Source organism: Falsihalocynthiibacter sp. S25ZX9 (genome assembly GCF_041205405.1).
In the GTDB taxonomy this organism is placed as follows: domain Bacteria; phylum Pseudomonadota; class Alphaproteobacteria; order Rhodobacterales; family Rhodobacteraceae; genus Falsihalocynthiibacter; species Falsihalocynthiibacter arcticus.
Genome location: NZ_JBGFCD010000005.1, coordinates 75,464 through 90,018, shown reverse-complemented (window position 1 = coordinate 90,018; position 14,555 = coordinate 75,464). Strand labels below are relative to the sequence as shown.

The 14,555-nt window shown below is 53.1% G+C and carries 14 protein-coding genes and 2 pseudogenes; 12 read left to right on the top strand and 4 right to left on the bottom strand.

The window, feature by feature from the left end:
* Positions 1-48 precede the first annotated feature (48 nt).
* From AB9F29_RS07490 to AB9F29_RS07480, 3 genes and pseudogenes are all read left to right on the top strand, one after another.
* Positions 49-769 (top strand): annotated as a pseudogene (locus AB9F29_RS07490) (TAXI family TRAP transporter solute-binding subunit); the annotation flags it as partial.
* Between the two features lie 64 nt (positions 770-833).
* Positions 834-1,467 (top strand): annotated as a pseudogene (locus AB9F29_RS07485) (TRAP transporter large permease subunit); the annotation flags it as partial.
* A 7-nt stretch (positions 1,468-1,474) separates the two neighbouring features.
* Positions 1,475-1,669: a universal stress protein gene (locus AB9F29_RS07480; protein ID WP_369755166.1), complete on the top strand. Its 195-nt coding sequence runs from the start codon at positions 1,475-1,477 to the stop codon at positions 1,667-1,669.
* On the opposite strand, the gene AB9F29_RS07475 is transcribed toward AB9F29_RS07480, so the two are convergent.
* On the bottom strand, positions 1,666-2,568 hold the full coding sequence (locus AB9F29_RS07475; protein WP_369755165.1) for a LysR family transcriptional regulator: 903 nt from the start codon (positions 2,566-2,568) through the stop codon (positions 1,666-1,668). The genes AB9F29_RS07480 and AB9F29_RS07475 overlap by 4 nt on opposite strands.
* A 98-nt stretch (positions 2,569-2,666) precedes the next feature.
* On the opposite strand from AB9F29_RS07475, the gene AB9F29_RS07470 reads away from it, so the two are divergent.
* The 3 genes from AB9F29_RS07470 (at position 2,667) to AB9F29_RS07460 (ending at position 5,255) form a co-directional block, all read left to right on the top strand.
* Positions 2,667-3,662, top strand: a complete 996-nt coding sequence (locus AB9F29_RS07470; RefSeq protein WP_369755164.1) for an NAD(P)-dependent alcohol dehydrogenase — start codon at positions 2,667-2,669, stop codon at positions 3,660-3,662.
* Between the two features lie 437 nt (positions 3,663-4,099).
* Positions 4,100-4,684, top strand: a complete 585-nt coding sequence (locus AB9F29_RS07465) for a hypothetical protein (RefSeq protein WP_369755163.1) — start codon at positions 4,100-4,102, stop codon at positions 4,682-4,684.
* Complete coding sequence (locus AB9F29_RS07460; RefSeq protein WP_369755162.1) at positions 4,668-5,255, top strand: mechanosensitive ion channel family protein; 588 nt, start codon at positions 4,668-4,670, stop codon at positions 5,253-5,255. The genes AB9F29_RS07465 and AB9F29_RS07460 overlap by 17 nt, the downstream gene beginning before the upstream one ends.
* Before the next feature lie 3 nt (positions 5,256-5,258).
* Here the strand turns inward: AB9F29_RS07460 and AB9F29_RS07455 are convergent, their stop codons facing one another.
* A complete protein-coding gene (locus AB9F29_RS07455; protein ID WP_369755161.1) occupies positions 5,259-6,818 on the bottom strand; it encodes a DHA2 family efflux MFS transporter permease subunit in 1,560 nt (519 codons plus the stop codon).
* A gap of 5 nt (positions 6,819-6,823) precedes the next feature.
* Positions 6,824-7,981: an HlyD family secretion protein gene (locus AB9F29_RS07450; protein ID WP_369755160.1), complete on the bottom strand. Its 1,158-nt coding sequence runs from the start codon at positions 7,979-7,981 to the stop codon at positions 6,824-6,826.
* Between the two features lie 138 nt (positions 7,982-8,119).
* On the opposite strand from AB9F29_RS07450, the gene AB9F29_RS07445 reads away from it, so the two are divergent.
* Positions 8,120-8,761, top strand: a complete 642-nt coding sequence (locus AB9F29_RS07445; RefSeq protein WP_335583556.1) for a TetR/AcrR family transcriptional regulator — start codon at positions 8,120-8,122, stop codon at positions 8,759-8,761.
* Between the two features lie 42 nt (positions 8,762-8,803).
* Here AB9F29_RS07445 and AB9F29_RS07440 read toward each other — a convergent pair whose 3' ends face one another.
* Positions 8,804-9,628: a MurR/RpiR family transcriptional regulator gene (locus tag AB9F29_RS07440; RefSeq protein ID WP_369755159.1), complete on the bottom strand. Its 825-nt coding sequence runs from the start codon at positions 9,626-9,628 to the stop codon at positions 8,804-8,806.
* Between the two features lie 188 nt (positions 9,629-9,816).
* Between AB9F29_RS07440 and AB9F29_RS07435 the strand changes: the two genes are divergently transcribed.
* The 5 genes from AB9F29_RS07435 to AB9F29_RS07415 all read left to right on the top strand — a co-directional run bounded on the left by AB9F29_RS07435 (position 9,817) and on the right by AB9F29_RS07415 (position 14,555).
* A complete protein-coding gene (locus AB9F29_RS07435) occupies positions 9,817-11,106 on the top strand; it encodes an ABC transporter substrate-binding protein (RefSeq protein WP_369755157.1) in 1,290 nt (429 codons plus the stop codon).
* Between the two features lie 65 nt (positions 11,107-11,171).
* Positions 11,172-12,092, top strand: a complete 921-nt coding sequence (locus AB9F29_RS07430) for a branched-chain amino acid ABC transporter permease (RefSeq protein ID WP_335583553.1) — start codon at positions 11,172-11,174, stop codon at positions 12,090-12,092.
* 2 nt (positions 12,093-12,094) lie between these two features.
* The gene (locus AB9F29_RS07425; RefSeq protein WP_369755156.1) at positions 12,095-13,117 is read left to right on the top strand and encodes a branched-chain amino acid ABC transporter permease; all 1,023 of its coding nucleotides are present in this window, start codon (positions 12,095-12,097) and stop codon (positions 13,115-13,117) included.
* Positions 13,117-13,860 (top strand): ABC transporter ATP-binding protein, encoded by a 744-nt coding sequence (locus tag AB9F29_RS07420; protein ID WP_369755155.1) that lies wholly within the window; start codon positions 13,117-13,119, stop codon positions 13,858-13,860. The genes AB9F29_RS07425 and AB9F29_RS07420 overlap by 1 nt, the downstream gene beginning before the upstream one ends.
* Positions 13,860-14,555 carry an ABC transporter ATP-binding protein gene (locus tag AB9F29_RS07415; protein ID WP_369755154.1) on the top strand — a complete coding sequence of 232 codons (696 nt, stop codon included), beginning with the start codon at positions 13,860-13,862 and terminating at the stop codon, positions 14,553-14,555. Before AB9F29_RS07420 ends, AB9F29_RS07415 begins: the two co-directional genes overlap by 1 nt.

Genomic DNA, 14,555 nt, shown 5'->3' with positions numbered 1-14,555 from the left:
GCCCAGTGCTTTGAAAGTGTCATTTGAGGCGCTTGAGGTGGAAGCCCTGTTAGCAGCAGTAGCGTAACGGGCGTATATCACCCAACGGGCTGCGCGATTTGCCATTTGGTCAATAAGGGCCGCAAAGAACACGGTTTTCGATGCTCCGTCGAATCCACTGGCGGGTTTATTTACAACATCAACACCATTCGCTCTGTATTTTCCGCTCACCGTTGTGGCACGCGCCGATGCGGGCACCGCGACCTTTTGACGACCTAAAGGGCAAGCGCGTTAATATCGGCAACCCCGGTTCCGGTCAGCGCGGCACGATGGAAGTGCTGATGGATGCGAAGGGCTGGACCACAGACGATTTTGCTTTGGCCGCCGAGTTGAAGGCGGCAGAGCAATCGGCTGCTTTGTGTGACAATAAAATCGACGCGATGGCGTACACGGTTGGTCACCCGTCGGGTTCGATCCTAGAAAAAACCACAACCCGTGACTTTGCCTTTGTAACGATTGATGGCCCTGTTGTTGAGGCGCTTATCAGCGAAACTCGTTCTGTCACACGGCCGTTATTTCTAGGGGCATGTATAGCGGGAATGACGCGGACGTAACCACATTTGGTGTTGGCGCAACATTTGTGACGTCGACCGACGTTTCGGATGAAGCTGTGCATACAGTTGTGAAATCCGTGATGGACAACATCGAAGAGGTCAAAAAACAGCACTCAGCCTTTGCGAGCCTTGATCCAAAGGAAATGGAGACAGCGGGTCTGTCCGCTCGCCTGCATGACCACCCGAATGCGGCCAGTAATAAAAATATCAGCAATAGCAGGACCTCAGTGGGACTCGAATATGGTCATAAAGACATTGAAAAATCGTACCTTAACGGAAGAGGAACTTCAAAACTTTGTTGCTTGGTCTGATGCGGGCGCAACTAATCCGGCGGCCTATTGCTTGCGGGCGTTGCCCCCGCGTTCATATTGCATTGGTCGACTAGGCCTTTGATCTTGTTGGGGCAATCACAGTCCTTTACGGCCTAATTTTCTATCAGAAGATCGTCGATGTGGGCAGCTTGGCGGACGACGTTGACAAGTGGCTTGGGTTGGTCGGACTCTTGATCCTGTTTGAGGGCGCCTGCCGCGCGCTTGGGCCTGCAATGGCGATTATTGCCACGATCTTTCTGGTCAATATGTTTTTCGGGTCCTCTCATTTCCTCCCCGATGTCATCCGTGGAGAGGCGCATCCCTGCAAAAGGCGATGAGCCATATGTGGATCACGTCAGAGGGCGTTTTTGGCATCGCCAATGTTTTGACAGCCGATACCTAAATGACTCCTTTGATGAAACGGGTCGGATTTTCAGCTGAGAAGGCGGGCGCGGTTGAAGCTGCCAGTTCCGCCAACGGACAAATCATGCTGGTCATGGGAACTGCGGCCTTTTTGATGGTAATACGCGGAGATTTCCTATGTAGAGGTGATTAGGAGAGCATCTCAGATTGTTGCCTTGGACGGCGCTCAACTTGATTGCGACAGAACGGGTTTATGACGAGGTTTTGCGTATCGCGGCCAAGACCAAAGCCAGTTTAATTGTTGCGGGCGCCCATAAGGCCGATCTGAAGGACAATCTGCTTGGCCCCAACGCAGCACGTATCGTACGCCATGCCAATTGCTCGGTTTCCGTTGTTAGCTAATTGCGTTTCAACTCTTCGGCCAAGAAGTCATAGACCATTCGAATACGTCGGCTTGTTGCAAGTTCCCGATGTGCAACGAGCCACATGGGGAACGTCAGGGGTTCTAAATCCGCCAGAACCCGTCGTACTGTGGGGTCGGCATCGCCGATAAACGCATCCAGAATACCGATGGCTGCACCTTCTCGCACCAGTTCCCACATCACCAAGTAGCTTTCAGTCATCAGCGGGAAATTAGCCTCGGTCAGGCCCAGACCCAATGTATTCAGGCCTTTCATCATCATCCCAGAGTGGTCCAAATTGATAAAATCAGCATGGCGCAAGTCATAGGGTTTCGTTGGATGACCAAGCTTTGCGATATAGGCGGGGGTCGCGTAGAGTCGGGCCTCGGCGTCACCGATTTTTTTGGCGATCAGGTCAGGCTCGGTAGGGCGAAACGAGCGGATTGCGATGTCTGCTTCGCGCCGCCGCAAATCGCTGGCTTGATTGGAAACGACGATCTCGACCCGAATGCCCGGTTCCAACAGTCGCAACTTGGCGATGATCGGGGGCAGCAGAACCGTAGCGTAGGTCTCGCTGGCGGAAATGCAAATCGTGCCTGCTATCGCCTGTGATTGTCCAAGTGCTGCTAGTGACACGCGCCCCGCCGCTTGGCCCATCTCGCGGACATGCTCGAGGAGTTCAAGCCCGCTGGGCGTCAGGGTCAGGCCGCGCCCAACCCGTTGGAACAGGACAATTCCCAGTTCCTGTTCCAAGCCGTCAACTTGCCGCCCCAACGTCGGTTGCGACATGCCAAGCGCACGGGCGGCGGCAGAAAGCGAGCCTTCTTCGGCGGTCACGAGAAACGCCCGCGCCTTGTTCCAGTCAAATTTTACCGCCCGCCAATCCATACATATATGCATATCAGTATTAGATAATTGGTCAATACGCATTGGTTAGGGTGTGGGTTATCTAAAGGCAATCGACGCTCTATAGTAATTCACTCAAAAAGGAACCTGACATGCGTGCCTATAGCTATACCCGTTACGGCCCTCCGGACGTTCTCAACCTCATCAACTTGCCAACGCCAACACCCAAAGACACTGAAGTTTTGATCCGATCCTATGCAACGACGGTCAGTAGCGGCGATTGGCGGGCAAGAACGCTCACCGTACCCGCAGGCATGGGCTTGATCGCCCGCTTGGTGTTCGGAGTTTTTCGGCCAAGGCAGCCAACCCTTGGCACGGAATTGTCAGGTGTGATCACCGAAGTTGGCGTCAAGGTGACGGAATTCAAAATTGGGGATGCTGTGATTGCTTTTCCGGGGGCGGCCTTTGGTGCCCATGCCGAATATTGCGTGATGCCACAGGATGGGAAAGTGGTGTTGAAACCGGAAAGTATGAACTTTGAGGAAGCCGCCGCGCTCTTTTTTGGGGGCACCACGGCCTATGATTTCCTTGTCAATAAGGCGCGGCTTAAGGCAGGCGAAAGCATCTTGATCAATGGCGCTTCTGGGTCCACGGGCACAGCCTTTGTGCAATTAGCCAAGCATTTAGGCGCGGAGGTGACCGCCGTTTGTAGCGGCGCAAACGCGGAGTTGGTCCGAAGCCTTGGAGCGGATCATGTGATTGATTACACCAAAACCGACTTTACCACCACCGCGCGTAAATTTGACATGATCGTCGATACCGCAGGCACTGCCCCATGGTCGCGGGGGCGGCACGCGCTCAAGCGTGGCGGGCGGCTGGTTGTGGTCAACGGCAGCCTGTCGGACATGATCTTTGGCCCCCTACGCGCACGACTTAATGGGAAGCGGTTGGTCGGTGGGGTGGCATCGGAAAATGTGTCGTTGCTGCGGACGTTGACCGCATTGGTTGTGGCTGGCCACTTTCGTCCCGTGATTGATCGATCTTATTCCTTTGATCAAATGATCGAGGCGCACCGACATGTGGATACTGGCCGTAAAAAGGGAAACGTGGTCGTTGTCTTGGTTACGCAGGAGCCAGCCATAGGGTAAAATAGGGGGAGCCGGTTCTGTAGGAATTCTAGACTCGCGGGGAAATTTTTCGGAATGATCCTTGCGCTTATGAACTTTGAAATCATACAGTTTAAATGCCGGTAGTGGCTAGGACCGGCGGCACGCCCCAAGGCTGTACTCATCAAGAGGATCTCGCCATGACCCGTCACGCAACCGATATAGTCACCTAAACTGAGGCAATTGCAAAAACGCAAACCGTGGAAGGCATCATTAGCGACGTCACCTCGGAAATGGGCCCTGTGATCAGCTATTTCACAGATATAACCACGCGAGTGGCCGCGCAGATATTCTCGTTGGAAGGAATATTTCAGGTCGCTCTCATTTGCTTCACGGTTCTCGCAGCTTTCCTAGCATCACGTTTTTCAAGACAACTGTTAGCGCGAATTTGGCCGATGGCCGATGACGAAAAAGTATTCATGAAACATGTCTTTTTGGTCATCAAAAGCCTCATCGTTCCAATTGTCTGGGCCATTCTTTTGTGGGTTGGGCAGGCCGTATTACAGGCCAGCGGACATCCCAGCGATCTCGTCCGTATTCCTGCGACGCTCCTGCAGGCATGGATTTTAATCCGGCTTTTTTCAACCTTGGTCCGCGATCCATTTTGGTCGCGCGCTTTTGCAACGACCGCTTGGGTGATCGCTGCGCTCAACGTTTTGAAACTCCTGAATCCCCTCATCGGTTTCCTCGATAGCCTCGCGATTAACATGGGCGATGCGCGCCTTTCGCTCTTCACGGTGATCAAGGGCGCGGCAATTCTTGTTTTGTTGATCTGGATCGCGTCTGTTTTCAGCAGGTTCGTTCAGTCCCGTCTCAATATGTCCAAGGATCTGACGCCCTCTGTCAGGTCCCTGATTGCTCAAGCCGTCAAAATCGGTTTGTTTTTTACGGCGGTGATGGTTGCGATGAACATCGTTGGTATTGATTTGACGGCGCTTGCGGTGTTCTCGGGGGCGTTGGGCGTTGGGTGTAGGTATCGGGTTTGGCTTGCAGGCCATCTTTAGCAACCTTGTGTCCGGTATCATCATGTTGGTCGAAGGGAGTATTAAGGTTGGCGATTTTGTTGAGCTTGAATCCGGACTGAGGGGGGAAGTGCGTGAAATCAACACCCGCGCAACACTTATCACCACCAATGACAACATCGATATCTTGGTGCCAAACTCGCAATTTATCAACAACCCCATGATGATCTGGACGTTGCGCGATAGCATCCGGCGTATACGCGTTCCATTTGGTGTCGCCTATGGAAGTGACAAGGACCTTGTGAAAAAGGCCGCCCTAGAAGCTGCCAACGCGACCCCTCATTTGCTCTCAGGGAAGGGCTCAAAGCCGCCGGAAGTTTGGCTGATGAAATTCGGTGAAAGCAGTCTGGATTTCGAATTGGTGGTCTGGCTTACACCACAGGCGGTCAAACGCCCAAGTACTGTGGTGGCTGCATTCAATTGGGAAATTGAAACGGCCCTTCGAAAATATGGAATCGAAATGCCCTTCCCTCAAAGAGATTTGCACATTCGTTCGGGGAGTTTGCCAATTAAATTAACGGCAGCAGATACATCGCAAGATAGCGAAAAGTGAGGCCTAATGTGCTTCAACTGACGTGCCTGTTGCGGGTGGTTTCATCAGCAATGCACCAAAGGCAAGGCTGGCGAACAATCCCGTAAGTATGAAAAAGACGTCAATAAAGGACAGCACAGTCGCTTGTGCCTGAATCCGCCCCGCCATTTGAACCAAGGCCCCCGTCGCGCCATCAAGCCCCCGCGAGGTTAAGTTCGCGGCCATGAGATTGAGTTGGCGCAAAACCTCGTCGTTGGCCCAATTGAGCCCTTCAGAAAGGCGTGCATAATGCAAGCTGCTGCGCTCCGACAGAACCGTGTTAATCACAGCAAGGCCAACAGCGCCGCCAAGATTGCGCATGAGGTTATACAGGCCCGAAGCCCCCTTCATTTTGCTGGCGGGCAAGGTGCCGAGCGCGAGGTTGTTGATCGGCACCATACACAACATCAAGGATGCGCCGCGCAGGATTTGGGGCCACATTAGTTCTTGGAAGTCCCATTCGGCGGTCATCCCTGTGAGCATCCACGTCGAGCCAGCAAAGCCCATGAACCCCACCAAAAGGAGGAAGCGCAGGTCAATTTTCGACGAAAGCATGCCCACAATTGGGGCGCTGATAAACATCGCAAGGCCGGAGACAAACACGGTTTCGCCGATCATCAAACTGTCGTAGCCACGGATTGACGCCAGATAGAGCGGGTAAAGATAGGTCAGCCCATAAAGGCCAATCCCCATGGTGAAGCTAAAGATCGAACCCACCGCGAAATTCGGGTCTCGGAAGGCTGAGAAATCGATGAGCGGTTCCTCACGGGTAAAGGCGCGCCAGAAGGTCACGATACCGCCCACAACCATCACCACGGTCATAATCACCACTAAATGGTCGTCAAACCAGTCATTGGCCGCGCCTTCTTCGAGCACGAATTCCATCGCCCCCAGAAATGCCGCCAATGCCGCAAGGCCCCACCAGTCGAACTTGCCAAAAAGCTTCCAATTCGGGCGGTCAAAATCAATGAGCGTCCACGCCCCAATTGCAACAGCAATTCCCGGAATGACATTGACCAAAAACAGCCAGTGCCACGACATTGTATGGCTCAGATATCCGCCAATCGTTGGTCCCACTGTCGGTGCAAGCGTCGCAATTAAGCCAATGATCGGCGATACAATGTTGCGTTTGGAGGGTGGAAAAATGGTAAAGGCGGCAGCAAAAACGGACGGGATCATCCCGCCGCCCAAGAAGCCTTGCAGCGCGCGCCAGATGATCATTTCGGTGATCGTAGTTGATGTCGCGCACATGAAACTCGCGGCGGTAAAACCCGCGGCGGCGATGGTAAACAGGACCCGTGTCGACATCATCCGCGCCAAAAATCCCGACAGCGGAATCATGATAACTTCGGCAATCAGGTAGGAGGTCTGAACCCAGCTGATTTCGTCGGCGCTTGCACCCAAACCCGCTTGGATATCGGGTAGGGAGGCCGATACAATCTGAATGTCCAGAATGGCCATGAACATCCCGAAAACCATGATGAAAAAGGCGATAATGCGCCGAGGAGTGAGTTCAATCGGTGCTTCGGGAAGATCTGTAGACATCCAAGTTACTCGGCTTGTGCTATCGCAGAAGCATGCGTGCCAGTGCGATTATCCACTTCGACAATCGCCGACAATCCAGCCCGCAAATGGCCCGTCTGCATGACGGCATCGGGGATATCAATCCGCACCGGAACGCGTTGCACGATTTTAGTGAAGTTACCCGTCGCGTTGTCTGCGGGCAGCAGGGAGAAAACAGATCCCGTCGCAGGAGAGACCGAAGAAACATGGCCTTCAAACACTTGGTCAGGGATGGCATCAAAACTGATGTGAACCGTCGCGCCCAAAGCGATTTCGTAAATCTGTGTTTCTTTGAAATTCGCCTCAACATATAAATCGTTCATCGGTACGAGGGCCGCCAAAAGCGCTCCGGGGTTTACCAGATCGCCAACTTCCAATGTGAGGTTTGCCAGTGTCCCATCAGCGGGGGAGCGCAAAACCGTTAAGTCCAGATTTCGTTGCGCTTGCTTTACGGCCAGCTCAAGCTCATGTTTCGCGCCGTTGGCTTCGGCCTGTTGGGCATGGAGCACCCCGATTTGGGCTTTGGCATTTAGAATGGCAGCGTTTGCATTGGCGAGCGAGGCGGTGGTTGTTTCAAGGGCTTCGGTTGAGGAATCTAGCTGGGCTTGGGATGCTACTTTTCGCGTGGCCAATTGTTGGGAGCGATCCCACTTGGATTTTGCCGCACGCACTTGCGCCTCCGCGACGGATTTCATCGCCTCCGCTTGGGCAACGCCTGCTTCGGCGGCGGTGATTTGCGCGCCAAAACGGCCAATGGTTTGGTCCGCCGTCAAGACGCGTTCTTTGGCGAGTTCCAAGGCAAGGAGGTAATCTCCATCATCAAGGCGCACCAGAACATCGCCAGCCTTCACAATGTCATTTTGCTTTACGGAAACTTCAGAAACATAGCCCTGCACACGACTGCTAATCAACGTTGTATCCGCTGTGACATAGGCATCATCGGTTTCGATCATAAATCGGCCCGACGTCCAGTAGGTGTGGCCAAAATCTACAATCCCAGCAAGCGCTCCTACGGCAACCAAGGCCAGAACCACCCGCTTTACAAGGCGTTTGGGCGGCTTTGTTTCCGTGGTTTTCTGAGTTTCCAAATCGGGTGTGACGTCGATTTTGTCAGTCTGTGCAAGGTCTCGTTCGTGACGTGACATAGGGTTTATCCTTGTTGCCGATGGTGCAGATGCCGAGCAGACAGCTAAATCGCACCGTTCGGTTCGATTTAGCACCTAACCCCCTGCGCGCTCAATTACAAGGCTTTATCAAACCGTTCGGTTCGATTATGTTGAGACATGGAAAACAAAACCATAAAGCCACGCCGCCATGCCGCCGGACGGGATCCCGCCAAACGCGAAGCCATTCTCATAGGGGCGGCGCAGGTTTTCCTGGACCGCGGATTTGATGCCGCCAGTGTCAACGACATTTGCCGCGCGGCCGATGTTTCAAAGAGCACGCTGTATGTCTATTTTGACAGCAAGGATGACTTGTTTGAATCCCTGATCGAGCACGAACGGGACCGTGTTTTTGCTGGTTTAAGCGAGTGTTTGAAGGAGGAGCGCCCCCTGCGCGATAAACTGAAGGACTTCGTGTTTATTCTAGCAAAAATCCTTTGTTCCGACGAGGTGATCCGCTCACAGCGCGCCATAATTGGCATGGTCGAACGGATGCCCGAACTTGGCATCCGATATTATGACGGCGGTGCAATGCGCATGCGCCTCCTTATTTCGCAATTTCTGGACTCAGAAGTCGCAAATGGCACGCTTGAAATCGAGGATACAACGCTTGCAGCCTATCAGTTGATCGAGTTATCGACGGGGGGTGTGTGGCGCCAATGTCTTTTCAGCAAGGTGAAATACCCACCGCCCGCTGAAATCCTTCGTAAGTCCTCAAGCAGTGCTGTTGACCTTTTCCTCGCGGGCTACACAAAGCGCTAGTCACTGTTGGGCCTGTGCCAAAAAGTGACAGGGCCGGATGTATTAATCGATCAAGCCGATACAGAGGGCCTGAACCAAGCCAATGGCGCCGGCAATGGGTTTGAATTGACCTGTGGATTCATTGTCGACGATAAATGCGAGCGTTGAATTCTTGGCCAAAGGACTTTCTAGGGAGTCTGTGATTGCGATAATTGGGCGGCGACGCAAATAGGCATCGCGCGTAATTTCGAGGACCGGCGGCGAGTAGGGCGGAAAACTGATACAAATCAGTAAGTCGTCTTGCTTCATGTTTGCAACTTGTTGAGCGGCCATTCCCCCTCCAAAATCGAGCATACTGCATTGCCGCTCCGAGCGGGATATTCCGTAAGCAAGATATGTTGCAATCGGTCGTGCGCGCCGAAGGCCAGCGATATGTATGTGCGAGGCTGCGTTGATCATGGCGACGGCTTTCGCAAGGTCATCCACCTGCGTGTTCTCACGAACGTTTTCCAGTGAAGCAATTAACTCACTGATACAATTGTTAAATATAAGACCCATATCGGCACGAAGATCAGAACTGTGCTTCTCCTGATAGACTTCGGCCCGTTGATCAGGAGCCCCTTCAATTAGACGGACGCGAAAGACACGCTGTAACTGGGAAAACCCATTATAGCCAAACTCTTTTGCAAACCGGATGAGGGTCGATGGCTGCACGCTCACCTTTTCTGCAATGGTCACAACTGTATTCAATGCAAAGAAATTTGGCTCCTCCAGCGCAGAGAGGGCGATGCGTTGCAGGTGTGGAGTCAGACCATCAAATCGATCTCCGATTCGCGCTCGCAACGCGTCATATGTCTCGTCGAGGCCCTGTGTATTTTTCTTTTCCATGGCAAAGGGTGTCTGAAAAAATATTCCTTTTCAAGGTGAAAATCAATAATTGAAAGAATATTCAGTTTTTTATTGACTTAGAAAGAAATTTTCGTTCAGTCTATTGAATATATTTTCTATTATCTGGTCAGGGATGAGAGTGGCCGGTGAAACAGCGCAAAAGCGCGACGAAGATCGGGAGGAACAAAATGTCTAATTCTAACTTAACACGGCGACAGTTGCTGAAGACGACGGCTGCGCTTGGAACGACGGGTGCATTCTATGGCCCATGGAAACATAATCGCGTTTACGCCGCCGCGACGGACAAGCCGTTTAAGGTTGGTATTACGTCAGATGCCAGCGGCCAATATGCGAACTCGGGTGCCAGCGATCGTCGCGGTATCAACATGGCTATCGACGAGTATAATGCAAAAGGCGGCGTATTGGGGCGCAAAATCGAGGCAATTCACATTGATACCGAGACTACGGCGGCGACCGGAAGCCGTGTGGCGGAGCGGTTGATTAATCGCGAAGAGGTTGGCTTCTTAATTGGGGCCGTCAGTTCGGGCGTCGCCAACGCGATCAGCCAAGTGGCGCAAAAGAACGGTGTGATCTATTTCAATACGAACTCCTCTTCGCCTACTGAATCAGGTGAAAATTGCCACCGTGTGAAATTCGTATGGGACGGGAATGGCACCAACTTTGCCAAAGCGGCCGTCAAAAATTCAATCGACCGGTTTGGCGATCAATGGGTTCTTTTGACCAACGACTATGTTTGGGGCCACAATACTGCCGCCGCCACACGCACCTTGTTGGAGCAATATGGTGGTACGGTTATCGACGAAATCTTGGTGCCACAGGGAACGCGCGACTTCTCGGCGGCCCTTTTGAATATCCAGCAGACCAATCCCAATGTTGTTGCCGCGGCCATCGGTGGCGACGATCAAAAAGCGATGCGCCAGCAGGTAGCCCAGCTTGGTATGGGGGCAAGCCCCGCGTGGATTAACAACCAGCAGGACTGGCCGGATGTCTATGGTTTGCCGCTCGACAACCTCTTTGGGGTGTTTGGGACGACTTGGTATTACAACCTTGATTTGCCTGGGGTGACCGACTTTGTGAAGCGGTATCAGGAGGCCTATCCCGATACGCAGATGCGTGTTCCGGGCAATGTTTTCTATAATGGTTACATGGCGATGAAGAACATGCTTGATGCGATGGAACGTGCGGGCACCACCAATAATATCGCGGTGATCAAAGAGCTTGAAGGTCATAAAATGCCGGCACTTGAGCGTATGCAGCATCACGATGCTTGGATCGATCATGCCACCCATCAGGTGCAACAGACGATCTATCTGGCGACGGCCAATACCGCGTCGGACAATCCGGACGACATGTTCGAGATTCTCAGCAACGTGCCGCCGGAGGATGTGCGTGACGCCGAGGCCGAAGCAAAATGCGTCCTAGAGCCTTACGAAGATACGCCTACATTTGACACGTAGAACCAAGAGCCGCGGTCAGGCACTCTGGCCGCGGTTCCCATAATCAAACCCAAAACGGACGCTTTATGCTCAATCTCGCACCACATTTGTTCAACGGACTAACCCTCGGTCTGTTGTTCGCGCTCATCGCCTTGGGTTTCACGCTGATCGTTGGCGTGATGGAAGTCATCAACCTTGCCCATGGCTCCCTGTTCGCGTTGGGAGCCTATTTTGCGCTGTCGATCATCGGCGGTGAATGGATGGGTGAAACCGCGTTGGGGGACTGGTGGCAAACCCTCCCTCTCTCGGCCAAATACATCGCCGCCTTGATTTGTGCGCCTTTGCTGGCGGCCCTCGCGGGTATGGTGCTTGAGTTGGCCCTCAGGCGCACTTATGGCAAAGCGCCCCTATATGGCTTGCTGCTGACCTTCGGCGCGGCTTTGGTGATCGAAGAGTTGATCCGTCTGGGCTGGGGAACTGGAGAGAAATTCCTACCGCTCCCAGAAGCGATCAACGGCGCCGTTATGATGGGCGGGCTTATCTTTTCAAAATACAAACTTTTTGCAGCAGCTTTCGCCGTCCTTGCCATAGTCTGTGTTTGGCTTTTTCTGGAAAAAACACCCTATGGGGCGATCATTAAGGCCGGAGCGCACGACAGCGAGATGGTGCGGGCCTTGGGCTACGATCTTTCGCGGCTGCGCTTGTTGGTCTTTGGGTTTGGCGCAGGGCTTGCTGGTTTGGCAGGCGTGACCATGGTGCCCATTTGGGGGCTTCGTCCGCATGTCGGTGTCGATGTGGTTATTCCGGCCTTTCTGATTATCGTTTTAGGCGGGGTTGGCAGCTTCTGGGGATCGGTGATTGCTGCGATACTGGTGGGCCTTTCTGTTGGAATTACAGGGGCTTACGCGTCGTCTTGGTCCATGATGTCTATGTATATTTTGCTCATTCTGGTGATCGGGTTTCGTGCCCGAGGCCTGTTTGGCAAGAAAAGCGCGTTGGAGAATTGATCATGGTTACACTGTCCGATATTTCCCGCCGCTCAAGCCAATGGGTCACCCCGCAGATCGCCTTTTTTGCCGTCTTTATGCTGAGTATGCCTCTGTGGATTGGCCCGATTGGGCTGTATCAGTATATCGGTATCGAGATTGCAATTTGGATCATTTTCGCGCTCGGGTTCAACCTTTTGTTTGGCTACACTGGGCTGCATTCCTTCGGCCACGGGGCGTATCTTGGTGTTGGAGCTTATGCCTTTGGACTGTTTCAACATCATGTCGGGGTTAGTCTCGTGGGGGGGCTTTTGGCATCGGTCGTCGCCGCAGCCGTCGCAGGCGCATTGGTCGGGGTTTTTGTCTCCCACCGACGCGGCATTTATTTCGCCCTGTTAACCATTGCCTTTGGACAGGTTTTTTGGTTCGGGGCCATCAAAATGCACGTCCTCACGGGCGGCGAAGACGGGCTTTTGAACATCCCCCGACCGCCGCTCAATTTGGGAATTGTACGTTTTGATTTGAGTTCCAACGCAAGCCTCTATTACTTGATTGCCGTTTTAACGATTGTGATGGTTGTGCTGGCATGGCGGGTGGCCAATTCGCCTTTTGGGCGGGTCCTTCAGGCCATCCGTCAGAATGAAACCCGCGCCTCCTTTATTGGTTATGAGGTTTGGTGGTTCAAATGGGCGGCCTTCACCCTGTCCGCGATGATTGCTGGGTTAGCGGGAGGATTGTTCTCCATGGCACAGGAAAGCGCCTATCCGGATGTCATGAGCCTTCATCAGTCAGGTTTGATTGTGATGATGGTTTTGGTGGGCGGCGGTCTGGTGAACTTTTGGGGTCCCATTCTGGGCGTGATGCTCTACTTCATCGCCCGCGATGTGTTGGGGTCGATCACCGAGACATGGTTGCTTTGGTACGGGTTGATGTTTGTGGTGATGGTCATGTTCAAGCCCGAAGGATTGGCCGGTGCCTTGGCCAACTTGGGTCGCCTGAAAACAAGTGCAGATTTGCCTGCTAAACCGATTAAGGAGCAAGTCTGATGGCCCTGTTTGAAGCAAGAAATATCCACAAAAGATTTGGCAGTCGCGTCGTCTTGGAAGACATATCCCTGTCGTTTGAAGAGGGGCAGGTGAGCGGCATCATGGGGCCCAATGGCGCGGGAAAAACCACATGTTTCCATTGTCTGACCGGGCATCACAAACCCACACGGGGCAGCATTGTTTTTGACGGAGAGGACATCACTGGCAAGGCTCCGCAACGCATTGCGCGCAAAGGTGTATCGCGCTCGTTTCAGATGATGAACCTCTTTGACGACAGCGCGGTGATTGAAAACATAATCCTTGCGCTGCCAGATTTTCGCCGTCGCTATGCCCAGATTACCACCTCCGTTTTCGATGATCGGGCGTTGCTGGATCAAGCTTTGGAAGTCCTCGATCAGGTCGGGCTTTTGGGGCATGAATGGCAACCATCGCTTTCGCTCTCTTATGGTAATCGTCGCGCGCTAGAAATTGGCGTCGCTTTGGCGGCCAAACCGCGCATCGTCTTTTTGGACGAACCGACGTCGGGATTGGGGGCCGAAGCCACACGGCAACTGGCGGAATTGATCGGAAAGTTGCGTAAAAAATATACCTTTGTGATGATCGAACATGACATGCGGTTTCTTTTTGAACTCGCGGATAAAATCTCCGTAATTCACTGGGGTCAGGTGATTGCAGAAGGCACACCCGACGACTTGCAGTCCAACAAATGGGTTCAGCGTTCGGCGTTGGGCGAGGTGGCATAATGCTTGATATCGCAAATATTGAAACGTTCTATGGGGAATCTCAGGCGCTCTTTGGGGCGTCGCTTCGGGTAGGCGAAGGCGAGGTTGTTTCGTTGTTGGGGCCAAATGGGGCAGGAAAAACCACAACCTTGCGTTCAATCCTTGGGTTGACCCCGCCGCGCAATGGGCGAATATCGTTCGACGGTCAGGACATCACGCGGACTGAAACCTATAAAATTGCCAAAATGGGCGTTGGCTGGGTACCCGATGATCGGCGGGTTTTTCCTTCTTTAAGTGTGGCGCGTAACCTTCAGATAGGTATCAAGAAAACACGCTTCAGGTCATGGAAAATGGATGAGATGTTCGATATCTTTTCCGCCCTCGAATACCTCATGGGACGCGAATGCGAAAATCTGTCTGGCGGCGAGATGCAGATGGTTGCGATCTCGCGGGCCTTGCTCGGCGCACCGGGCCTCGTGTTGTTTGACGAACCCAGTCAGGGGTTGGCCCCAAAGATCGTTCAGGACGTTCTCAAAACCGTAACGCGGCTTAAGAATGAGGGCATTGCGGTGTTGATCGTCGAGCAAAACGCCTTGGCCGCCCTTGAGGTGTCGGATCGGGCCTATGTGATGGATCGGGGCCGCATTATTCACGAGGGTCCCGCACATGAACTGCTGGAAAATGCCCCGCTTAGACGTAAATTGATTGGAATGTGA